This is a genomic window from Pseudomonas sp. TH34, from assembly GCF_016650865.1.
Lineage (GTDB): Bacteria > Pseudomonadota > Gammaproteobacteria > Pseudomonadales > Pseudomonadaceae > Aquipseudomonas > Aquipseudomonas yamanorum.
Genome location: NZ_JAEKFB010000022.1, coordinates 75,788 through 100,206 on the forward strand (window position 1 = coordinate 75,788; position 24,419 = coordinate 100,206).

A 24,419-nucleotide genomic window follows, 5' to 3' on the forward strand; every position below is an offset into this window, starting at 1 on the left:
CCCCGCACCGACCCGTGCGGGGGCTTTTTTTTGTGGGCTGGAAAGTCTCTGTCAGAGTGGGGGAACACACGGGCGGCAGCTTAATCAATGCCGCCCGTGTGCTGTAGGTCAACGCGTGTCGAGCAGCGACTGGCTCAGGGACTGGAGCAGCGACGGTGCACCGACAATGCCTTCGTGATCGCTGTCCAGGGTCATCGACAGCGCCAGGCATTGTTCGCCGAAGGCCTCCTTGAGTTGTGCCTCCAGGAGGCCGACCAGCTGTGGCGATTTATCCCGGCCAGCCCACCAGCAATGCAGTGCAGCCTTCAGTGGGCGGTACTCGAAGTCGTGCGCGAGTTCTCCCAGTTTCACGCTGACGTGCTCCCCCAGCCTCAGTTCGCGCTCGCCCAACAGCAGGCTCGCTAACTGTTCGGGATCGTCCTTCAATTGCCGCTTGGCCCATTCCATGAACAACGCTTCACGTTCTCCGGCCGGCAACTGTTGATGCCAGCGCTCAGCCGAGTCCGCGTGCTGCGGCGACAAACGTTTGAACAGCTCCAGGGCGTTGCGCTCCAGGGGCGGTGTTTCCAGCGCTTCAACCGCCTGCCAGAAAGGACGCACGGCCGCCGGCGGTGGCGCATCAATCAAGCCCAGGAAGTTGACCTTCTCACCTTCGGCTTCCAGGCGATGGGCGACCTCCATGGCAAGATTGCCCCCCAGCGACCAACCGGCGAGGGCATAGGGTCCATGGGGTTGCACTTCGCGAACGTTGCGTACATACAACTCGATCAGGTGTGCCCAGGTGGTGTTGCTCCAGGCGCCATCGACAAAGGCCTCGCAGAGAATGCCGTATACCGCCGTCTGTTCACCCAGTGCCGCCGCCAGTGGCTGGTAGCTATGAACCATGCCGAAGATCGGATGGAAACAGAACAGCGGTGGCTGTGGGCCCTGATGCTGATTGAGGCGCACCGCCAGTTGCCTGGACGGTTTTTGCAGGTTCTGGCACAGCGCGTCAAGGGTAGGGTGGCTCATGAAATCGTGCAGGCTCAGACGGCTGCCGCAGGTCTGGTTGATCAGGCTTACCGCTTGCAGTACCAGCAGCGAGTGGCCGCCCAGTTCGAAGAAGTTGTCGTGCAAGCCAACCTGGTCGATCTTGAGCACGGTCTGCCAGATCAACGCCATTTGCTGTTGCAAGGCGGTCTGTGGGGTTGCCAGTGGCGCAGACGAGACAGCGGTTTGTGCGGGCGGCAAGGCTTTGCGATCAAGTTTTCCGTTGGGGGTCAGGGGCAGCCTGGCGAGGATCACCAACTGGCCCGGCGTCATGTACGCCGGCAAGTGTGCCTTGAGGTGCGCACGCAGGACCTCGTGCAAGGCGCCATCGCCGGCAGCGCTTGCGGACTCGGTTGGCACCACGTAGCCCACCAGTTGTTTACCGGTCGCAGCATCGACGGCGATGACCACCGCTTCGCGAACCCCCTCGCAGCGTTGCAGGCACGTCTCGATTTCGCCCGGTTCGACACGGAATCCTCGAATCTTGACCTGGTGATCACTGCGTCCCACATACTCGATGTTACCGTCGGCGCGATGGCGCACCAGGTCGCCGGTACGGTAGAGGCGTTCGCCCGCACAGCTGAACGGGTCAGGCACGAAGCGCTCGGCGGTCAGGGCCGCACGCTGATGGTAGGCTCGCGCCTGACCCGTGGCGCCGCCAATGTACAGTTCGCCGACCGTGCCGATGGCGGCGGCGCATAAGTCCTTGTCCATCCCGTACATCCTGCGGCCGGGTAGGGCGCGACCGATGGGAATGCCATGCTCGGACAGGCTGTCCAGGTCCAGGTTGGAACACTCCAGCGTGCTCGACACCACCGTTGCTTCGGTGGGGCCATAGGTGTTGAGCAGCCGTACAGCGCCAAGGCCGGCAGCTTGCCAGTGTCGTAAACCTTCCACCGACATGGCTTCGCCACCGACGTGAATTTGTCGCAGTTGGCCATAGTTGCGTGGTCCGGCTGCCGCACAGTCCAGCGCGAACAGGTGCCAGTAGGCTGAAGGCAGGTCGGCGACGCTGATGCCATGCCGCAGGATCTGTTCGTAGAAGGTGGCTGTGTCCCATACGCTGTTGCCTCGCAGGACAACGCGGGCGCCTCGGCACAGCGGTGGATAAAACTGCTCGATGAACCCGTCAAAACTGAAGGTCGCGAACTGCAGCACGCGGTCCTCGGCGCTCAGTTGTGAGTAGTCGCCGGCAATGGCACAGAATTCGGCCAGTGCTCCGTGGCTAATCGCGACCCCTTTGGGCTGGCCGGTGGAGCCAGAGGTGTAGATGAGGTAGGCAAGGTTCTGCGGCGCGACGCTGTGCACCAGATTCTCGGCACTGTAGGTGTCCAGATCATCGGTCAGGTTTGACGTACGCACCGTCGCCGGAATGCTCATGCGTTGCAGCAACGGGTCTTCGATCAGCAGCAGTTGCAGGCCGCTGTCGGCGAGCATATAGCTCAGCCTGTCTGGCGGGTAAGTCGGGTCCAGCGGTACGTAACCGGCCCCGGACTTGAGAATCGCCAGCAAGCCCACGGCCATGTCCAGCGATCGCTCAACCGCGAGGCCCACCAGCCGGTCAGGTCCGGCCCCCAGTGCACGCAGTTTGCCGGCAAGCTGGTTGGCGCGAGCGTTGAGGGCGCCGTAGGTGAGGTGCTGGTCGTCAAGGACGATGGCTATCGCCCCGGGAGTTTTCTCGGCCTGGGCTTCAATCAATTGATGGGCGCAGGTCGTCATCGAATAATCGACGGTGCCACCCTGGGCCTGGCTGATCAGAGTCTGATGCTGCTCATGGGGCAGGGCGTGCAGTTGCCCCAGTGGTTGGTTCGGGTCGGCGAGCATGCGCAGTAACAGCGTGTCCAGATGCTCGGCAATGTGGGTGATGGTCTGCGGATCGAAATCGGCGCAGCTGTATTCGAAACTCAGCGACAGCCGCTCACCCAGGGAGACTGCAAGGGTCAACGGATAACTGGTCTGTTCGAAGTCCCTGACCTCGCCAAACACCAGCGCCTCTGGCGCGGCTTGCTGCAAGGCTTCGGCCACGGGGAAGTTTTCGAATACCAGGATAGTGTCGAACAAGGCCTGTGCGCCGAGCGGCGACCAGCGCTGGATTTCGTGCAGCGGCGTATGTTCGTGCTCGCGCAGGTTCAGGTTGTGTGCCTGGACCTCGGCCAGCCATGCAGCCACGCTCTGGTTCGGTTGCGGGCTGGCGACGATCGGCAAGGTATTGATGAAAAGCCCCAGCAGGTTTTCCACACCGGGCAGGTCTGTTGGGCGACCCGCTACCGTTGCGCCAAACGCTACTGTGTCCTGGCCGCTGTAGCGGGCCAGCAGAACCAGCCATGCCGCTTGAATGATGCTGTTGAGTGTCACCTTCTGTTCCCGGGCGAACAGCTCCAGGGCCTGCGTCCTGGTGGCATCGAGGCGGTGCAGGTGCGCGGCGTGAGTCCGCGACCGGGTCACATCCTGGTGCTTGCGGCCAAAGGCAGCGGCCACTCGGGTCGGTTCGTTCAGGTCACGCAACTGGTGCGTCCAGAAAGCCTGGCTGGCAGCGTGATCCTGACGTTGCAGCCAGCCGATATAATCCTTGAAGCGTCCGTTCAGCGGCTCCAGCGGTTGCCGGGCATAGCTTTGCAGAACCTCGCCGATCAATTGCGAGTTGCTCCAGCCATCCATCAGGATGTGGTGACTGGTGTAGATCAAGTGGCAGGTGTTGTCCTCCAGGTGCACCAGGGTCAGGCGCAGCAGCGGCGCCTGCTGCAGGTCGAAGCCTTGTTCGCGATCAGCACGGGCCAGGGCTTGCAATGCGCTCTGGGATATAGCGCGGTTACGCCAGTCCAGTTGGCTCACCGACAGACTCACGTGTTTGTGAACCACCTGCAACGGTTGCGCCAAGCCATCTTTCCAGAGAAACCCGCTACGCAGGATATCGTGGCGCTCGACCACTGTTTGCCAGGCGTGAATGAACCTTTCAGCGTCCAATCCTTGGATGTCCACGGCCAACTGATTGACATAAGTGTCGTCCTGGCCCTCGTACACCGAATGGAACAGCATGCCCTGCTGCATCGGGGACAGGGGATAGACGTCGTCGAGCTGTCGGGCGTCCAGGGCCAAGGCGTCCAGTTGGACCTGGGACAAGGACGCCAACGGGAAGTCTGAAGGTGTGACGGCGCCGTTCTGCGGCTCCAGGCAATGGCGAACCAGGCTGTGCAATTCCTCACGATAGTGGTCAGCCAGTTGCTGGATCTGGGCTTCCTCGAACATCTCCCGGCTGAACGTCCAGTTCAGTTGCAATTCACCGCCGTACACCTGCCCGTTGATGCTCAACCAGTTATCCAGAGGGGCGCTGGGGTCTTGGTTGTCGCCGCTGTCTTCGGCAGCCGGGCTGAACAGGGCGTGTTCGTCAAAGCTCTGGTCAAACTGCCCGAGGTAGTTGAAGGTGATTCGCGGGCTGGCCAGGGCACGCAGCTTCTGCTGAGTGCTGTCGTCGCCAAGGTAACGCAGTGCGCCATAGCCCAGGCCTTTGTCGGGCAGGTGGCGTAGTTGTTCCTTGATGGTTTTGATGGAGTCGGACAAACGCTGAGCCGGCGTGAGCTTGACCGGGAAAACGCTGGTAAACCAGCCGACGGTGCGGGTCAGGTCAAGGCCTTCGAACAGGTCCTCGCGGCCGTGGCCTTCGAGCTGGATCAGCGCCGAAGGATGTCCGGTCCAGTGACAGATCACTCGCGCAAGTGCGGTCAGCAGCAGGTCGTTGACCTGGGTTCGATAGGCGGCCGGCGCTTCTTGCAGCAATTGACGGGTCAGCTGCGGGTCGAGTCGTGTGCTGACGAAATGCCCATTGCTGCCGGCCATGTCGGCATCACGCCGGGCGCCTGGCAACTCGTCCGAGGCGTCCTGCAGCAACGTTTGCCAGTACTGCATCTGCTGATGCAGGGCGGCGCCACGGGCATAACCTTGCAAGTGTTCTGCCCAGGCCCTGAAGGCGCTGGTCTTGCCCGGCATGTTCGGAGCCTGGCCTTGCTGCAGGGCGGCGTAAAGGGTTTGCAGATCTTCCAGCAGGATCCGCCAGGACACGCCATCGACCACCAGGTGATGGACCACCAATAACAAGCGCTGGCTGCCGTCAGCGAGGTTCACCAGAAGCGCCCGCAGCAGCGGACCGTGCTGCAGGTCCAGGCTGCGTTGGGCTTCATCGCATTGCGCGAGCAGCGTTTCGGCATTCTCAGCTTCGCGCTGCCAGAGCAGGGGTGTTTCGCGGTGGGGGCGGTGAGTGGCCTGCCATGTGCCGTCGTTGCATTCGAAACCCAGGCGCAGCGCATCGTGATGGTCCACCAGATGGGCCAGGGCCGTGGTCAACGCGGTCACGTCCACCGGCAATGCAGGCTTGAGCAGGATCGACTGGTTCCAGTGCTGGCGCTCGGGCACCGGTTCGGCAAAGAAAACCTGTTGGATCGGAGTCAGGGGCGAAGCCCCGGTGACTGGGCCTTGCTCCAGAGTCCGGGTATCAACGGCCTGTGCGACGCTGGACAGGCCGTGAATGGTCTGGTGTTGGAATACATCCTTGGGTGTCAGGCGGATCCCGGCCTGGCGGGCGCGGCTGACCACCTGGATGGAGATGATCGAGTCACCGCCCAGCTCGAAGAAGTTGTCGGTGAGACCCACTTGCTTGACCTTGAGCACCTCTTCCCAGATTTGCGCCAGGCGCTGCTGGGTGTCTGTCTGCGGTGCCACATAGGCGTGTTGCGTCACACTGAAGTCTGGAGCAGGCAGGGCTTTGCGATCGAGCTTTCCGTTGGGCGTCAGCGGCAATCGTGACAGCAGCACCAAGTGCTTGGGCAGCATGTAGTCCGGCAAGCTGGTCTTGAGACGGTCCTTGATATCGGCCCGCAGCAACTCCTGATCCTTGGTGGGCGCCACGCTGAGTTTCACATCCAGTGGCAGGATATAGCCTACCAGTTGCTTGCCGGTGGGCCCGTCCATTGCCACTACCACGGCTTCGCCGACGGCGGGGTGGTCTTGCAGGCGTGCTTCGATCTCACCGAGCTCGATACGGTAGCCGCGGATCTTCACTTGGTGGTCAACCCGGCCCAAGTACTCGGTGACACCGTCCGGACGCAGGCGTACCAGGTCGCCGGAGCGGTACAGGCGGCCGCCGCGGCTGAACGGGTCGGCGACGAAACGCTCGGCGGTGGTGTCCGGGCGCTGGTAGTAACCCCGGGCCAGGCCTTCGCCCCCCAGGTAAAGCTCGCCGGCACTGCCAAGGGGCACCGGGTTCAGATCGGCATCCAGCACGTAGGCTGTGCGTGCGCCGACGATCTTGCCGATGGGCGCGTAGGCGGCCTGGCAGCTTTCATCGCGGCTGGCCTTCCAGATCAACGGCGTGACTACGGTTTCGGTAGGTCCATAGCCGTTGATGATGAACTGCGGTTGCAACACGCGCTTGACCAGTTCGAAACTGGCGTTGGGCACTGCGTCGCCACCAAAACAATAGATGCGCACCGGAGGCGGTACCGGGAACTGTTCGGCGTACTCCGCCAGCTGTTGCAGGTAAACCGGCGGGAACGCGACGACGCTGACGTGGTGCTGGTGCAGGGCGGCATAGGTCTGCTCCACCGACCACAGGCTGTTGTCGCGGATCAGCAGGCGGCCGCCGTGGGTCAGGGTGGTCAACCAGCGCTCGTGGGCACCGTCGAAGGCGAACGACATGAAGTGCAGCTCGCAGTCTTCGGCCGTCATCTCATACAACTGACCAATCGCCTGGCAGTGCATGGTCAGCGGGCCGTGGGCGACACACACTGCTTTGGGACGCCCGGTTGAACCGGAGGTGTAGATCATGTACGCCAGGTTCTCGGGTCGGACCCGGCATGGCAGGTTGCGGTCACTCAAGGCTTGTAGCCAGCCGCTGTCCTGGTCGAGCACCACACAGTTGACGCCTGGCGGAATCGGCAGCACTTCAAGCAGCCGGCTTTGGGTAAGCAGCAAGGTGATCGCGCTGTCTTCGATCATGAAGGCCAGGCGTTCGCGAGGGTATTCCGGATCCATCGGCACGTAGGCGCCACCGGCCTTGAGAATCGCCAGCAAGCCGATGACCATATCCAGCGAACGCTCAAGGGCAATGCCCACCAATACCTCGGGCTTGACCCCCAGCTCCACCAGTTTGTGCGCCAGGCGATTGGCCCGGCGATTGAGTTCGCCAAAACTCAGGGTGTGCTCGCCAAACAGCAGTGCCACGGCGTCCGGGGTACGGGCGGCCTGGGCTTCGAAGGTTTGATGAACGCATTCAAGGTGGCCGCCTTGGTAGTGGCTGCGGTTGAAGTCCTGCAGCAGCACCTGCTTCTCTGCGGCGCTGAGCAACGGCAATTCACCGATGGGGCGGGCGGGGTCACGGCACACAGCCTGCAGCACGTTCAGCCAGTGGCCGGTGATCCGTTCGACGGTTGCCCGATCGAACAGGTCGGTGGCGTAACTCAGGGTGGCGCTCAGGCCCTGCTCGTTTTCGATGGTGTTGAGGGTCAATTCATATTGGGCAGTGCGGCGTTCCCAGCTCAGGTTCTTGACCTTCAGGCCCGCAATCGTCGGAGCAACGCCGGCGTCTTCGTATTGGTGGTTGAGCATCACCTGGAACAGCGGGCTGTGGCTCAGGCTGCGTTCCGGTTGCAGGGCTTCCACCAGTTGCTCGAATGGCAGGTCCTGATGAGCCTGGGCGCCAAGGGCCGCGTCCTTGACGTGCGCCAGTAAATCACTGAAGCGCGTCTGGCTGTTCATCTCTGCCTGAAGCACTTGGGTGTTGACGAAGAAGCCGATCAGGCGTTCTGCTTCAGCGCGGGTACGGTTGGCCACCGGTACCCCGACGCGAATCTGCGCCTGGCCACTGTAGCGGTGCAGCAGCGCTTGAAACGAGGCGAGCAGCACCATGAACAGCGTGCAATTGTGCTGCGCTGCCAGTTGTTTGAGCTCCCTGGCCAGTGCTGGTTCGACGAGGATTTCGCAGTCGGCACCTGCCTGGCTTTGCACCGCCGAGCGCGGGCGGTCTGCGGGTAATTGCAGTACCGGTTGCTCGGTGCCCAGTTGGTCTTTCCAGTAGCCGAGTTGACGTTCTTGTTCGCCGGCCTCCATCCATTGGCGCTGCCACGCGGCGTAATCGGCGTATTGAACGGAGAGAGCCGGCAGGTTGGCCTCGGTTCCATTCACATGGGCCTGATAGAGGGCGATCAGTTCTTCGATCATGATTGGCACCGACCAACCGTCCGAGACGATGTGGTGCATGGCGACCACCAGCACGTGGTCGTCGTCGGCAAGCTTCAGCAGGCTGACCCGCAACAGGGGCCCTTGTTCCAGGTCGAAGGGTTGGCTCGCCAGGCGCTCGACAAAAGCCTGGATATGCTCCGCGTGCCCGGCAGCGGGTAACGCGGTGGCGTTTTCCACGCTCAAGGTGAACCTTGCGGCAGGATGGATCACTTGCACGGCTTGGGCCTGATCCTGTCGGAAGGTGGTACGCAGGCTTTCGTGACGGGCAATCAATGCCTCGAAACTGCATCGCAGTGCCTCAACGTCCAGCACGCCCTCCAGTTGCAAGGCCGCCGGAATATTGAAGGCGGTGTTGTGAGGATCCAGTTGCCAGAAAAACCACAGGCGCTGTTGCGCATAGGACAACACCGCCGGTTCTTCGCCATTGCGCTTGAAGATCGGCGCGACGTTGTACAGGTTGATGCCCTGGCGCTTGAGCAATGTCGCCAGCGCTTTGCGTTCTTTGGACGAAAGCGAACCGACGGACGCTAGTAACTCTTGCACGCGAAAATTCCTTATTGAGCAATCAGGTCTTCAATATCGTCGCTGGACAGGCTCTTGAGCAGCGCCAGGGTCCGGGCGAGTTCGTCCTGCAGTGGGTTGGCGGCCGACTTCAGGGCCAGTACCTTTTCGGCGAGGTCCAGCAAGTGGTCCGCGCTGAACAGCTCGCGAACGGGTAACTCGACCCCCAACTGCTCGCGCACCCGCACCACCACCTGAGTAGCCAGCAGCGAGTGACCGCCCAGCTCGAAGAAGTTGTCATGCAGGCCGACGCGCTCGACTTTCAGCACTTCCTGCCAGATGCCGGCAAGTTGGTTTTGCAGTGGCGTCTCCGGGGCCACGTAGTCGCTGTGTGCCTGGGCGGGGTCTGGCGCAGGCAGGGCCTTGCGGTCGAGTTTGCCGTTGGGGGTCAGGGGCAACCGGGGTAGTAGTACCCAGAAGGTCGGTTGCATATAGTCCGGCAGGCTGGCCTTGAGTTGGGCGCGAACCTCGCCCAGGCGCGCTTTCTGGGTGTCGAGGTCGGCGCCGGCGAGCGTTGGATCAGCGGGTACCAGGTACGCCGCCAACTGCTTGCCATGGGCACCGTTGAGTGTCACCACCAGCACTTCGCGCACCTCGGCGCACTGCAGCAAACGCGCTTCGATCTCACCCAGTTCGATACGGAAACCGCGAATCTTGACCTGATGGTCGGCGCGGCCGATGTACTCGATAACGCCGTCTGCACGGTAGTGCACCAGGTCCCCGGTGCGATACAGGCGAGCCCCCGGTTGATCGCCCAAGGCATCCACCACAAACCGTTCGGCGGTCAGTGCCGGGCGATCGTGGTAGGCACGAGCCAGCAACGGACCACCGATGTACAACTCACCGACGACTCCGGCCGGCACGGGCTCAAGGTTGCCGTCCAGCACGTACATGCAGCGCCCGCCCAGCGGTTTGCCAATAGGCATCAGCGCCGGCAACGCCCGCGTCCCTGCGACGTACTCGGCACAGTCCAGGAAGCTTGCGGTGACGGTGGTTTCGGTCGGCCCGTAGGTGTTGAGCAGGCGCACCTGCTGCAGCCCGGCCTGGGCCCACAGTTTCACGCCCTCTGGGGGCATGGCCTCGCCGGTGGCGCTGACCTGGCGCAGGCGCCCATAGTCACGGGGGCCCTTGCGGGCAAATTCCTGGGCGATCAGGAACCAGTAGGCTGTACTCAGATCGGCCACAGTCATGCCGTTGTCGATCACTTCGCGGTAGAAACTTTCGCTGTCCCAGACCTCGTTGCCGCGAATGATCACCCCGGCACCGACACACAGCGCGGGAAACAGTTGTTCAATGAACCCGTCGAAGTTCAACGATGAGAAAAGCAGCACACGGTCTTGCGAGGTCAACTGGAAGTAGCCGATGGCGACGTCCGTGTGGCCGGCCAGCGCCTCGTGGCTGATGTCCACGCCCTTGGGCTGGCCGGTGGAACCCGATGTATAGATGACGTACGCCAGGTTCAGCGGTGCCACGCGGGCGGGTGGATTGTCATTGCTGAAGGCGGCGAGGGCAGGGTCATCCAGCCTTAGGTCCAGCACGTTGATGTGGGCCGGGATACTCAAACGTTCGTGCAGGGCCGGCTGGGTCAACAGCAGGCTGATACCGCTGTCCTGCATCATGTAGCTCAGTCGGTCTGCAGGATACTCCGGGTCCAGGGGGACATAGGCACCGCCCGCCTTGAGAATCCCCAGCAGGCCAATGACCATTTCCATCGAGCGCTCGAAGGCCACGCCGACTCGCACGTCCGGGCCCACGCCTTCGGCGATCAACCGATGGGCCAGGCGATTGGCCTGTTGGTTCAGTTGGGCAAAGCTCAGGCGCTTGCTACCGAGCAGCAATGCCACGGCATCCGGTGTCAGGGCGGCTTGCGCTTCTATGCGCACCTGCACAGAGGGGGCGTCGAGAGTCAGGTGGGGCGGGTTCCAGTCCACCAGCATCTGCTTGCGCTGAACGCTATCCAGCAGGGCGAGATCGCCAATGGCCTGTTCTGGCTGCTGACAGATGGCCAGGATCAGGTTTTGCCAATGCAGCGCCATGCGCTCGATAGTGGCTGCGTCGAATAGCTCGGCGTTGTACTCGAGGCTGGCGTAATAACCGTCGCGGCGGCTGCCGGCGTCGATCGACAAGTCAAACTTGGCCAGTGGCAGGTCACTGTCGATAAACTCCAACGCCAGGTCACCCAGTTGTAACGCCTCGGCGGTGTAGTCCTCGACCCGCCAGTTGAACAGTGTCTGGAAAATCGGCGCATGCTCGGCGCTGCGTTCGAAGGACAGATGGTCCAGCAGCACTTCAAACGGAATATCGGCATGCTGCAAGGCCGCCTGGGATTCCTTGCGCAAGCGGCGCAGCAACGCCTGTGCGCTCATGCGCGACTCCAGGCGCACCCGGTAAACCTGGGTGCTGACGAAACAGCCAACAAGCCCCTGGGTTTCTTCCAGATGGCGGGTGGCGTTGGGTACACCGACACAGAAATCTGTCTGGCCACTGTAACGGCTGAGCAAGATCTGCCAGGCGGCCAATAATAGTACGAACGGCGTAATGCCTTCCCGGGAGCACAGTGCGTCGATCCCTTGTTTAAGCGTTTGGGGCAGGTCGATATGGGCGTAGGCAGCAGGTTGCCCCGTGGTCTTCAGGCGGGGTTGGTCGGTGGGTAATTCCAGGACGGGGAAGTCATCCCCCAGGTAGGTTTTCCAGTAGGCGATGCCGCTTTCCAGGTCCAGCCCGCCGGTTTGGCCGTCGCGCTGCCATTGGGCGTAATCAGCGTATTGCACCGCCAGTGGGGGTAAGGCTGTCAGATCGCTGGTGCCGGTGCCGATACGGTAAGCCTCGCTCAGGTCCCGCACCAGGATCGCGTTGGACCACGCATCGGAAACGATATGGTGCAGGGTAATCAGCAGCGCATGTTCCTGATCCCCCAGTTGCAGCAGGCGCGCCCGGAGCAAGGGTGCCTGGCTGAGATCGAAGGGCAGAGTGGTCTCGGCCTGAATCTGCTGCTCCAGCAAGGCCTGGCGTTCGGCCGCCGAGCAGGCTCGCAGGTCCTGATAGTCGAGGCATAGCTGTGCCTCGGGATCCACTTGCTGGAACGCTTGGCCATTGATTTCGATGAAACGACTACGCAACACCGCGTGGCGCTCCATCACTTGCGACAGGGCGCTTTCCAGGGCCTGGACATGCAGTTGGCCCTTGAGCAGGAATGCCCGTGGCAGGTTATAGGCGCTACTCTGGGGATCGTATTGCTGTTCGATCCACAAACGTTGTTGCGCGTAGGACAGTGGCGCCGGCTCTGTTGTATTGCGAGGGCGGATGCGTGCGGTGTCGGTGGACTCATCGCCCAGCAGCAGGGCCAGCAGTTCGTCGTCTTGAATATCGTGAATGGCAGTCATTGCGTGTCTCGGGCGTTGAGTCAGGGTCGAGTGTTGGCGTTTGGGTCAGGCCAGGCTGCTGGCCTGAATCACCTTGCCCAGTTCCAGGCGCACCAGTTGGTCGGCGACATCGAAGTAGCGGTCGTCATGGCTGATGACGATGATGGTTTTGCCCAGGCGCTTGAGGTCCGGCAAAAGCTCGGTATAGAAAATCCGTCGGAAGGTCGGATCTTGGTCTGCAGCCCATTCATCGAACACCAGCACCGGGCGCTCTTCGAGCCAGGCGTTGAGCAAGGCCAGACGCTTGCGCTGGCCAGTGGACAGGTCTGTGGTGGTGAACGCGCCGTCGCGGACGCTGACCTTATGAGCGATTTCCAGGCGCTCCAGGTACTGATCGATATCGGCGGGCAGTTGTTGCCCGTGCTGGCCCTGAACCAGTTCGTCAAACAGGTAGTAGTCGGAGAAGATCGTCGTGAACAGTTGGCGATAGTCGTCGCGGCTGTGTGCATCCACCGCCTTGCCGTTGAGCACGATCTGGCCTTCCTGCGGGTTGTACAGGCCCAGCAGCAACTTGATCATGGTGGTCTTGCCGCATCCGTTCTCGCCGACGATGAACAGGATTTCCCCTTGCTCGATGCTCAGGTTCAGCGGGCCCAGCTTGAACGGTTCGAAGCCTTCCACCGCCGGGAACGCGTAACTGACGTTGCGCAGTTCCAGGCTCTGGACGCTCTGCCTGGCCTGCGGCTGGTCATTGATCAGCAGGTGGGGTTCCGGCGATGAAAACTGTTCCGAGAGCTCGGCAATCCGCCGGAACGCGATCTGCGCGCGACTGATGATGGGCAGTGTGCCGATCAGGTGTTCCAGCGGCCCCTTCATGTAGAGCAGCACCAGCACAAAGCCGCTCATGACCTTCTGGTCGACGCTGGGCCAGAAGGATTGCAGGGCCAGTGCCAGGCCGATGACCACAAAAAACAGCATCGAGCCAAGGGTCTTGGCGATCACGAAGATATTGATCGAGCGGATGTGCGTGTCACGGATTTTGTTGGCGGTGCCTTCGATGCGGTGGCTGAACATGCGCGAGCGACGGGGGCGATGGATGCGCAGTTCCTTGGCGCCTGCACTCAGGGCGTTGTAATGCTTTTGCAGTTCGTCTTCAGATTCCCGGGCGGCAAAAAAGCCCTTGATACCGAGTTGCCGGGCGAGGTACTGCACGGCGCTGCCGAGGATAATTGCCACAGTGGTCAGCAGGAACATCTCCCAGGACAGCATGGCCAGGTAGCCCAGGCAGCCGAGGGTCACCGTGAACGAAATCGCCAGCGGGGCGAAGTCGAAGGCAAAGTCGCTGATGGTATTGACGTCGTGGGTCAGTACCGGGATCAGCCGATGTGCACGGTAACGCTCGATCTGCTCGACCGGGGCGCACAAGACTTTGGCCCCCAGGTCTTTGCGCAGGCGGGCGATCACGTGTTGGCCAACGTAGTTGGTGCCAATGTCGGAGATGATCGAGCTGACCAGACCCAGTACGCAGAAACCGGCGAAGGCCAGGACCATGCTGGAATTCAACCCGCCTTCGGTATGCAAGGTGGTATTGATCGTGGCCAACAGCGCGGTAACGCACAAGCCACCCAGGATGCCCAGGGCAATGGAGATGCTCAGTGTGACCCAGTAGGGCCTGAGCAGGCTGAGCACTTCGCGGATGGCGCTGCGGGGTTTGGCAGTCATGTGAAACATTCCTCGGCGTCGGGGGTTTTGCAGTGGCCCGTGGGGGGCGAACCTTTATGGAACGAAGGGAAAGGGCCCGAATTTAGCGGCGGGCGATCGATGAGCTGGGGGGAGGGAAGGTCGCCGCCTGTACGTCGACGACCTGGAGTGGTTACAGCTCCCGGACGACCCGGAAGCCCAGCCAGTTCTGGCGGTCGTTGGGGATGGTGTGGTTGCGGTTGCCGGAGCGTGAGAACACTGGAGCACCGCTCCAGTCGTTGCCGCGAATCTGGTGGACTTCGCAGTCACCGGTCATCCATGCGCTGCCGTCGGCGGGCGCGCCGTTGTAGCTGTCGTTGAAGCAGTCCTGGGTCCATTCCCATACGTTGCCGTGCATGTCGTACAGGCCGAAGGCATTGGCCGGGAAACTGCCGGCGGGCGAGGTGTAGGTGAAGCCATCGGCCGGGCCGTAGGTGTTGGCGTGCTTGGCAATGCTGTACTGGCCTTCGGCGTCGAAGGGAAACGGGAACGGGCCGGTACTGCCGGCGCGGGCGCCGTACTCGCGCTCTGCTTCCGATTGCAGGCGGTAGTGCTTGCCGGTCTTTTTCGACAGCCAGGCAACATACTGCTGCACGTCATCCCAGCCCATGCACACTGCAGGTTGCCGTGCGCCTTGTGGGTAGCCGGGCTTGCCGGCCTTGCAATCGGAGCCGTCGTTGGCGTCACCATCGGGAGTGCGGTTGCCGGACTGGCGCACATAGGTTTCCCACTCGCTGGCCAGAATCTGGAACCTGCCCATGGCCAAGGGCCTGGCGAAGGTTACCGTGTGCAGTGGGCCTTCGTCCGGCTCCCGGCCGACCTCGCCTTCCGGAGTGCCCATGGTGAAGCTGCCGACTGGCAGCACGACCATTTCCGGGCAGTCTTTGCAGTCCTTGAAAGTACTCCCTGGTGCCGGTGGGCTGGCAGCCTGCGCAGCCAGTGGCAACAGGCAGCTCAAAATGGCGGCGGGTAAGTAGACGCGAAGTGTGGGCATGGGCTCTTTCCGATAGCGACAAGTGCTATTGAAACGAGAGTGCCAAGGTAAAATTTAGCGCAGCAGGCGGGTTGATGCGCGAGCTGCTGCGCCGTAGGCCGGGCTCTAGACTTATGCCGTCTTCCGATTGAACGGCGCCTCGGCCAGCAGTCGTGCGACACGTTGCAACTGTGCGCTGTCATTGAGCAGGCCTGGCGCTGTGCGCACCAATGGGCCGACATCGCGATCCGTGGCGTCGGCGATCACTTTGTTGGCCTTGAGGTAGTGCGCGACGGTTTCCGGTGCCACGTCCTTGACCCTGAAAAAGGTGAATCCGGCTGACAGCTCGGTGCTTGCCGGTGTCACCAGTTGCACCCCGCGAACTTGCTGCAGATGTTCCTTGAACTCGCTGTTGAGCTGATGGATGCGCGTGGCGACCCGATCCTTGCCCAATTGCAGGTGGAATTCGAACGCCTTGCGCAACGCCCACTGATGCTCGAAGGCATGGTATCCGCCGGGTGTCATGGTGGTGCCGAAGTCTTCGCTGGCCGAGAAGCTTTCAAAGGTCGGGATCAGGTCCTGCACCTGCGGGTTGCGCGAGCAGATGATGCCGGTGCCGCGAGGGCCGAATATCCACTTGTGGGTGCCGGCCATGAAGTAGTCGCAATTAAGGTCGGCAAAGTTGACGTTCTCCACGCCAAAGCCATGGACACCGTCGACGCAGAAGATAATCCGGTCTTTTTCGCCGCGCGAGCGGTTGCGCTCATCCACCAGTTTGCCGATCTCGGCAATGGGCATTTTTATCCCGCTGCCCGAGTGCACCCAGGTCATGGCCAGCACTCGGGTCTTGGCGCTGATATTGCGCGAGAGCGTGTCCAGCACTTCGTCGGCGGTGACGGTGTGCGGGTCCTTGAACAGGCGGATGGTCTTGATTCGGGTGCCGTCCCGTTCGGCGCGAAAACTCAGGGCGCCCTTGGTGGCGTAGTGTTCGTGCTCGCTGGTCAGTACCTCCTGGCCAGGGTGGATCACCAGGCCGTTGTAGATCAGGCCGATGCCCTCGGTGGTGCTGCCGGTCAACGCGATCTGAGGTGTCTGGACTCCCAGATAGCGCGCCGCCCAGGCCCGGGAGTCATCTTCGTGGCGCCAGATGTTGAGGTAGTCCATCTCTTCGGCGGGGTTGCGGTCGATGCGGTCCCGGTGGGCGGCAATATCATCGCGCACCATACGAGGGTGCGAAGTGATCAGGAAACCGGCGAGGTGAGTCCAATCGGTATCGATGTTGAACTGACCCCGTACCTGCTGCCAGTCGTCCGGGGTTGCCGGGCGAGTGCTACCGGTTATGGCGGCGGCCCCGTCCGTTCTGGCAGTTGCCGAGACGCAGCCCTGCAATTGCAGTCCGGCGGCCAGCAGGCCGGCTTTCTTGAGGAAACTTCTTCGATCGTCCACGGCGGGTTTTCCTGGTTGCGAATTCATGGTTGGGTCGCTGGGTTGGACGCTTGCCCGGGTTTGGCCGCCAGGGCTTGTACCTGGCCCCATACTCGCAGGAAGTTGCCGCCCCAGAGCTTGGCGATATCGGCCTCGGAGTAACCGCGCTGGATCAGTTCGGCGGTGACATTGCGGATCTCGCTGACGTCCTTGAAACCTTTGAGGCCGCCACCGTCGTTGAAGTCCGAGCTGATGCCGACGTGGTCGATGCCGATTTTCTTCACGGTGTAGTCGATGGCGTCAGCGAAGTCCTTGAGGGTTGCCAGCGGCTCGTCATCCAGGGTCGAGTACAAGCCTTTTGCGTATGCGCCAAAGCGCTGCTCGGGCCACACGGCAATTACCGGGTCACCGGGCATCAAGGCCATGGCGAGGTTGGGCAGGGGTGGCAGGTCGAACTTGGCGCGAAGGGTATTGAGCTTGTCCTGGGTGCCCTGGCTCAGCGGCTTGAGGTAGGCCGGAAAGGCAACTACCTGGACCACGCCACCACTGTTCTTGATCAGTTGCAGTTCCTTGTCGCTGAGGTTGCGCGGGATGTCGACGATGCCCCGTGGTGCCGAGTGCGAGGCAACCATCGGTGCCCGGCTCAGTTGGCTCACCTGAACCAGGGCCTTGGTGGACATTTGCGACACGTCGATGATCACACCCAGGTCGTTGAGGCGCTTGACTGCCTGTTTCCCGATCTCGGAGAGGCCGTCCAGGGCGTCCGGCGAGTCGTTGAAAAATGGCAGTGGTCGCGAGGAATCGGCCCATTCGTTGTTGCCGATATAGCTGAAGCCGAACATGCGCATGCCCCGGGCGGTCCACAGGTCCAGCTGGTTCAGGTCGTTGCCCAGTGGGTAGGCGTTGAGCATGCTGATGAAGATCGCAAACTTGCCCTCGCCATGCAGGCGGCGGAAATCGTCGGGTGTGTAGGCAATGCCGACCCGCTCGGGGAAGTCGCGCACCATGGCGCTGATGATTTTGTAGCGTACTTCCTGTTCGTTGCGCGCGCCGTCGACGAAGCCGGCGGTGGGCTTGTGCGGCGCGTTGGGGCCGTTCCAGATTTCCGGCCAGCCAAAGATCGTCAAGGCGGCTCCCGACAGGCGTCCGCGTGCGGCCTTGATCAGGTCGAACTGATCGCCGCCGTCTTTATCGGCTTCATTTCCTGCGGTGCCGAATGTCACCGGTAAAGTGATGTGGCTATCGAACGAAATGATCCGGTCTTGCAGCTCATCGGCTTGCTTCATGACTTTGACAGGGTACCCGGGGTTGTTCCTGAACCCGTAGTCCCAGACGAAAAAGCCGGCAGCGGCGGTCACGGCCAATGCCAGGGGCAGGCCTAGGTAGAGAGCCTTTTTCGAACGAGGTTTTTTCATTGCCATCTCAGTCAGGTTCGCCTTCGAAGTGCAGGCACCGGGGCCTTTGCTATCTGGGAAGAACGAGTCGGGGCGATGGAAATTTAGGCTCCCCCACACGCGGTCACGGTGGCGCTAAATTTTGCCGTGCAACAAACGTTCTAGCTTGGATAAAGCCGGCTTCATGGCTGACACGCTTGATGGTTAACAGGTAGGGCAATGACGATTTCTCGACGATGGTTCCTCGCGGGCCTGGCGCTGACCGGTGCCGCCGTTCCTGCAGCTTATTACGGGCATCGTGAGCTTACGCGCGTGGACGAGCCGATCACGCCAGGTGAGGCCACCGTCGACCTGGCGACGCTTGCGGGGCAGCAGCTTGCCAACAACCTGAGGGGGGTCTGGGACGTTCGATTCGAAGGGCGCGATGCGGGCCTGGCCGGCTTGCCCCTTGATGGTTTGCAGCTGTTTCTCGATGTCGCGCATCGTGGTCGTGGCTTGCGCGGTTTTCTCGACACTGCACAGGGCTTGCGGGCCGACGCTCAGCCGCGCTATCGGGTGGTTGGCGACCTGGTGCCGGCAAACCCGGCGCAGGTTCGCTGGCGCCTGGTCAATCGCGACAGCGCCGGGGGCGCGCCGGACTATGAGTTCATTGTGACCCTGGACGAAGTCTGGGCTGATTTCGGCAATGCCGGCAGCGGCACCCTCAGCGGCGTGATAATGGACCTGCATCGTCCACTGATGCTTGCGGAGAGCGAGAACCGTTTTATCGCCATCAAGCGCACATTCCCCGAAGCTCGCGAGCGTATTGGCCTGAATCCGACGTTGCTGGCATGGCTGATTGCTCCGGAGCATCGGCTATTTCATCAGTTGTGGCATGCCTCGCGTGACAAGTGGCATACCTTGTCCGAAGAAAAGCGCGGTGCCCTTCGAGGTATCGGCTGGCAACCTGGTCCACGCGACCAGGAGCGTGACGCCCGTGGTCCACGCAAGGATCGCAACGGTTCAGGCGTCGACTTTTTTTTCATGCATCGGCACATGCTCACTACCGCGAGATCAATGCAGGATCTCCCGTCGTGGCCAGGTTTTCCGATGCCTCAGCCCGAGCTGGAGCGTGATCGCCAGGGCTTTGCGCGGTATTTCGACAACCATGATGGCTTTGCCTTGCCGCCGACCTGGATGGCCGAGGGTGATGATGAATACACCCAGTGGGTCAGCGACATCAAAGCCGCCGAGACCTATCACAGTAACTTCCAGGTCTGGGAGTCGCAGTATCGGGACCCTCGTTATCTTTCGACATTGAGCCTTGGGCAGTTTGGTTCGGAAATTGAACTGGGCTTGCACGACTGGTTACACATGCGCTGGGCGTCGGTACCCCGTGATCCTTCCAATGGTGCGCCGGTACCGATGGCACGTGATCCGGCGGACTTTTCCGCGCGCTGGTTCCGGCCAGAGAACGATTTTCTCGGCGACCCGTTTTCATCCCATGTCAGCCCGGTGTTCTGGCATTTTCACGGCTGGATTGATGATCGTGTGGAAGACTGGTTCCGCGCCCACGAGCGCTTTCATCCCGGGGAAGTTACGCGGATGGAGGTCAATGGCGTGCCGTGGTTTGCCCAGGGACGTTGGGTTGACGTGGGTGATCCGTGGCTGGGCCCGGTGACCCATGGTTGCAGTACGACACCGGGCCTGCAGGCCGGCAAGTCGATGGAAATGGACCCAGAGACCATGAAGCTCGCGCTGCGCATTACCTTTGGTGATGAAAAAAACCTGGGGAACCTGTTCAAGCGTGTTCCGAAACGACCCTGGTACGCCCGGCACCTGAAGCTCACGCAGCGGTTGCTCTGATCTGCACAGGGTGGGCGCGCGGATCCCACCCGATGATCCTCCGGTACTAACGGTTGCTGCTCAGCTCCGTCGGTACCGTCCACCCACCCCCCAAGGCTTTGTACAGCCCGATGCTGGCTTGCACGCGGGATAAGCGCAGTTGCACATTGAGGTCCTGGGCTGCGTAAAGCGTGCGTTGGGTCTCAAGCACGGTCAGCAAGTCCTCCGCGCCCGCCTGGTAGCGGTTCTGGGCAATATCGAAGGCGATCTGCGCCTGGTTCAGTTCTTCCTGTTGCCATTGTCGCTGCTGGTCGATACCGCGAATGTCGGTCAGTGCGCGTTCGACATCGGCAAAGCCGTTGATGATTGCCCCGCGATAGTTGTAAAGCAGCTCTTCCTGACGGGCGCTGGCCTTGTCGCGCTCAGCGCTCAGGCGTCCGTTGTTGAAGATTGGCGCCACCAGCCCGGCTGTCAGGTTATAGAAAGGGCTGCGCAGGATGTCTGAGGCGGTGCTGGCGCCCGAGCCGAGGTTTGCGCTTAAGGTCACGGTGGGCAGCATGGCTGCCCGGGCGACGGTAACATCAGCCTGGGCGGCGGCGAGCTGGGCTTCGGCCCGGGCAATGTCCGGGCGGCGACTGAGTAGTTCACTGGGCAGGCCGGCACCGATGCTCGGCCAGTTCAGTTGATTGAGGTCTTTGCTTTCCAGCGTCAGGTTTTGCACCGGTTGGCCGAGCAGGGCGGCCAGGGTGATCAGGGCCCCCTCAGCTTGTTGCTGTACCAGTGGCAGTTGGCGTTGTTGGGCGGCTACCAGGCTTTTCTGTTGCGCCAACTCAAGGGTGGTGGCGCTCCCAGCGTCATGTCGAGTCTGCACCAGCTTCAGGACGGCTTGTGCATTGGCCAGGTTAAGCGCCGCGATTCGGCTGCGTTCGCGCAGCGACAAGGTTTGGGCATACGTATCGGCGACGCTGCCGAGCAGGGTCAGCTCCACGGTGGCCCGGTCGAATTCGCTGGCGCGCACGCCCAGCACAGCGCTGTCAAAGGCGGCGCGACGGCCGCCCCAGAAGTCGACTTCATAGCTGGCGCTTAAGGTCGCATCGAAATAGTCCACGGCCTTGTTGTCATCCGTGGCATCGAGTTGGCTGTAGCCTTTGCCTCGCAGGAGTTTTTCGCGGCTGGCATTCAGCGCGCCCTTCAGTTCTGGCAGCAGCGGGCCGCCGGCGATGGCCGCACCAGCCTGGGCTTGGCGAACGCGTGCGACGGCGGCTGCCAGATCGAAGCTGGTGCTGCGTGCCTGTGCGATGATGCGGTCCAGTTCCGGGCTACCAAAAGTGGTCCACCATTGGGCGCTCTGCAGGGCCGTGCCTTGGTTGCTCGGCGAATGCCAGTTGTCAGGGGCTTGCACCCCGTTCTGCGCTGGCGGCACTGTGGCCGAACAAGCACTGAGCAACAGGCAAAGGGAAAACAGGTGCAGGGGCGTTTTCATCGTTTGATCATTCACTGGTCAGTGCCGTTACTGGGTCGAGCCGGGCAGCCTTGCGGGCCGGCATGTAGCCGAAGACAACGCCGGTCACCAGCGCACAGGCAAAAGCGCCGAGTACCGCCAGCCCGGTGAAGGCCACCGCTACCTCGCTGAGAATCAGAATGCCGCCCACCAGCAAGGCGAGGCCGATGCCGGCTATCCCGCCGACGACCGAGAGCATCACGGCTTCGGTCAGGAACTGGCGCAGGATGTCTCGCTGGCGAGCGCCGGTGGCCATGCGAATGCCGATTTCACGCGTGCGTTCGCGTACCGTCATCAGCATGATGTTCATCACCCCGATACCGCCCACCAGCAAGGAAATCGCGGCAATCGAGCCTAGCATCAACGACAGGGTATTCTGAGTCCTGGCCTCGGCCTGGATCATCGCGGCATTGTTGGTCAGTTCGAAGTCACGCTTGCCACCGTGCAGGCGCAGCATCAGTTGCTCGATGGCTCGTTCTGTCTGTTTGACATTGCGTGCGTCGGCGGCGGCGATGACCACGTACTCAGGCGTGTGGGTGGCGAACAACCGAAAGCTGGCTGCCGAGTAGGGCACCACAATACGTTCATCGCTGTCTTGTTCGCCGGAGCTTGCGCCCTTGCCGGCGAGCACACCTACGACCTGAAATGGCACGTTCTCGATCAAGATGTATTGGCCTATGGGGTTGGCCACATCCTTGAGGACTTTTTCCCGGACTTTCTTGCCGATCACTGCCACCGCGGTCCCGGCGTCGACATCGGCCTGGGTGAAAAAACTGCCCTGGACCACTGGCCAGTTGAAAATGGCCGAAAAATCCACCCCGTTGCCACCGGTGTACATCACATGGTCGACATTGCCGTAACGCACCATGGTCTCGCGGCCGTTGATGGGCATTATCATCTTGACCTGGGGCAGGGTGGCCAGGGCGGCAACGTCGTCCAGGGTCACTTGCCCTTCGGGTGTGCGCGGGGTGGCGGCGTAACCACCCAGGTAAATGATGTTCGAGCCGAACGCGCCCATTTGTGCCATGACCTGACGCTTGCTGCCTTCACCCACCGCCAGCATGACCACCACGGAGGCAACACCGATGATGATGCCGAGCAGGGTCAGGGCGGTGCGGAAGCGGTTGATCCACATCACCCGCCACGCGGCTTTGACCGCGTCCAGCAATTCGCCTTTCCAGGCGCCGCTGGCCTCGCTGCCGTCGCTCAGGCGTCGGCGCAGGTCAATGGCCTGAAGGGCGCCTGGGTTGGCTGAGTGCTGCACGCCGGGATTGTCGGCGGCGCTGTCGCTGATGATCAGGCCGTCGCGGATCTCGATGATGCGCTTGGCGCGCGCGGCGACTTCGCGGTCGTGGGTAATCAGGATGACGACGTGGCCCTGGCTCGCCAGTTCATCGAGCAGTGTCATGACCTCGGCGCCGCTGTGGCTGTCGAGGGCCCCCGTCGGTTCATCGGCGAGAATGATATGGCCGCCATTCATCAGCGCCCTTGCAATCGAAACCCGTTGTTGCTGGCCGCCGGAGAGTTGGTGTGGGCGGTTGCCAGTCCGCTCGCCGAGCCCCAGGCGTTCGAGCAGCGCATAGGCTCGGGCATGCCGCTCGGCCACCGGGGTACCGGCATAGATCGCGGGCATCTCGACGTTTTCCTGGGCAGAGCCCGAGGGGATCAGGTGGTAGCCCTGAAACACGAACCCAAATGCCTCGCGGCGCAGCCAGGCCAGTTCATCGCTGTCCAGCTGGGCGACATTTTCCCCGGCGAACAGGTAGTCGCCTGATGTGGGCCGATCAAGGCACCCGAGGATATTCATCAGGGTCGACTTTCCGGAGCCGGAAGCGCCTACGATGGCGACGAATTCCCCGGCGTGGATCGACATGTCGATCCCCCGGAGTACCTCGACCAGCGGGCTGTCGTCACCACCATAGGATTTACGAATGTCGCGCAGATCGATCAGAGGCGTGCGCATTCAACCCCCTGCGCCGTCAGCAGGACCGATCAGCAGATGGTCGCCGTCATTCAAGCCGTCGAGAATCTGCACCCGCAGCCGGTCACTGATGCCGGTGCGCACCTCGCGCGTCTGGATCGTGCCGTCGCTGGCGACTACGCGCACTTGTGGCCGATCGGCTTGCTGGCCGTCCTGCAGAGCGGCGATGGGAGCGGTCAGCACGTTGCGCGCCTCGTTGGCGACAAAGAACACTTGGGTGGTCATCTCTGCCATCAAGGCGTGGTCAGCGTTGTCGACGTCCAGTAGAACCGTGTACAGCACCACCACGCCGCCCTTGCCTTTGCCTGATGGGTTTGCGCCGCCTTTGCTGCTTTGGTCCAGTGGTTTGGGGGGCACCGGCAGTATCTGGCGTACCGAGCTTTTCCAGCGCCGCGTGCCGCCGCTCAGGGTGGTGAAGTAAGCGTTCATGCCAGGTTTGACGTGACCGATGTCGGCCTCGGAGACCTCGGCCCAGACCGTCATGGGCGATAGCTTGGCGATTCGCAATATCAGCGGCGTTTGTTGCTGGGCATTGAGGGTTTGGCCCTCTCGGGCATCCACTGCGACCACGGTGCCGGACATCGGCGCATAAATGCGTGTGTAGCCCAGTTCTGCTTCGTCACTGCGCAAGCTCGCCTGGGCCTGGCGGATCTGCGCCTGAAACATCGCGATACGCGCCAGGGTGGCGCGCACCTCGGCACGGGCGGTCTGCACGTCCTCTTCGCGGGTCGCACCCCCGTTGGCAAGTGTCTGTTGGCGGCGGTATTTCTGCTGTGCCAGGTCGTGCAGGGCTTGTTGTTCTTGCAACTGGGCCTTGAGGTTCTCTATGGAGAAGCGCCCGGCGTCAAGTTTGGCTTTTTGTGTGGAAGGGTCGATTTCCACCAGCAGTTGGCCTTCCTTGACCTCGCTGCCGACTTCGACGTGGATCTTTTGTATCTGCCCGGACGCTTGCGCCCCGACATCCACGTAGCGTCGTGGTTGCAGGGTGCCCAAGGCTGTCACACTACTTTCTATGTCGGCTCGACTGACTTCAACGGTGGCGAGGTTGTCCCGGCCTGGCGGAACGAATTGCCAGGCAGTGAAGCCGACAACGGGAATCAGGCAAAGCGATACAAGCAGAGCACGGCGGGTCTGTCGGGGACGTTTCATGCAGTATTCCGGCCAATGGAAATCGGCCCGTGGTTCAGGATGCGGTCAAAACAGGGCCGCAGCGCAAAACTGCCTCTTAGGCGGCAGGCACGGGAAACTGTCCATTAAACGGTGCAGCGGCATGGGAATTTAAGTGAAGACACATAGGGTTACAGGTATAGCAGCAAGAAAAACTTTCCGACAAATCCATGGGGCGCTTTAAATCTATATGAGAACTACTATAAATTACGCACCTTCGCACTTGCCATCA

10 protein-coding genes are annotated in these 24,419 nt (G+C 61.8%); 1 reads left to right on the top strand and 9 read right to left on the bottom strand.

Going from position 1 to position 24,419, the window contains the following annotated elements; genetic code table 11:
- Positions 1–108: 108 nt before the first annotated feature.
- The 6 genes from JFU58_RS17210 to pvdM form a co-directional block, all read right to left on the bottom strand.
- Positions 109–8,802, bottom strand: coding sequence for a non-ribosomal peptide synthetase (locus tag JFU58_RS17210; protein WP_201141329.1), 8,694 nt, complete (start codon positions 8,800–8,802; stop codon positions 109–111).
- A gap of 11 nt (positions 8,803–8,813) precedes the next feature.
- On the bottom strand, positions 8,814–12,203 hold the full coding sequence (locus JFU58_RS17215; protein ID WP_201141331.1) for a non-ribosomal peptide synthetase: 3,390 nt from the start codon (positions 12,201–12,203) through the stop codon (positions 8,814–8,816).
- A gap of 45 nt (positions 12,204–12,248) precedes the next feature.
- Entirely contained in the window at positions 12,249–13,904 is a 1,656-nt protein-coding gene (locus JFU58_RS17220; RefSeq protein ID WP_201141333.1) for a cyclic peptide export ABC transporter, read from the bottom strand.
- 151 nt (positions 13,905–14,055) lie between these two features.
- Positions 14,056–14,916, bottom strand: coding sequence for a dihydropyoverdine dehydrogenase (gene pvdO / locus JFU58_RS17225; protein ID WP_201141335.1), 861 nt, complete (start codon positions 14,914–14,916; stop codon positions 14,056–14,058).
- Positions 14,917–15,027: 111 nt separating this feature from the next.
- On the bottom strand, positions 15,028–16,341 hold the full coding sequence (gene pvdN / locus JFU58_RS17230; RefSeq protein ID WP_201141337.1) for a pyoverdine-tailoring periplasmic protein PvdN: 1,314 nt from the start codon (positions 16,339–16,341) through the stop codon (positions 15,028–15,030).
- A 23-nt stretch (positions 16,342–16,364) separates the two neighbouring features.
- Positions 16,365–17,735, bottom strand: a complete 1,371-nt coding sequence (gene pvdM / locus JFU58_RS17235) for a pyoverdine-tailoring dipeptidase-like protein PvdM (protein WP_093207886.1) — start codon at positions 17,733–17,735, stop codon at positions 16,365–16,367.
- Positions 17,736–17,933: 198 nt separating this feature from the next.
- Between pvdM and pvdP the strand changes: the two genes are divergently transcribed.
- Positions 17,934–19,559, top strand: a complete 1,626-nt coding sequence (gene pvdP / locus JFU58_RS17240) for a pyoverdine maturation tyrosinase PvdP (protein WP_201141339.1) — start codon at positions 17,934–17,936, stop codon at positions 19,557–19,559.
- A gap of 46 nt (positions 19,560–19,605) precedes the next feature.
- Here pvdP and JFU58_RS17245 read toward each other — a convergent pair whose 3' ends face one another.
- From JFU58_RS17245 to JFU58_RS17255, 3 genes are read right to left on the bottom strand one after another with little or no spacing between them, the layout of a single operon-like run.
- Complete coding sequence (locus JFU58_RS17245) at positions 19,606–21,021, bottom strand: efflux transporter outer membrane subunit (protein WP_177026971.1); 1,416 nt, start codon at positions 21,019–21,021, stop codon at positions 19,606–19,608.
- Positions 21,022–21,028: 7 nt separating this feature from the next.
- Positions 21,029–23,002: a MacB family efflux pump subunit gene (locus JFU58_RS17250; RefSeq protein WP_177026970.1), complete on the bottom strand. Its 1,974-nt coding sequence runs from the start codon at positions 23,000–23,002 to the stop codon at positions 21,029–21,031.
- Positions 23,003–24,169, bottom strand: a complete 1,167-nt coding sequence (locus JFU58_RS17255) for an efflux RND transporter periplasmic adaptor subunit (RefSeq protein ID WP_201141341.1) — start codon at positions 24,167–24,169, stop codon at positions 23,003–23,005.
- Positions 24,170–24,419: the final 250 nt, after the last annotated feature.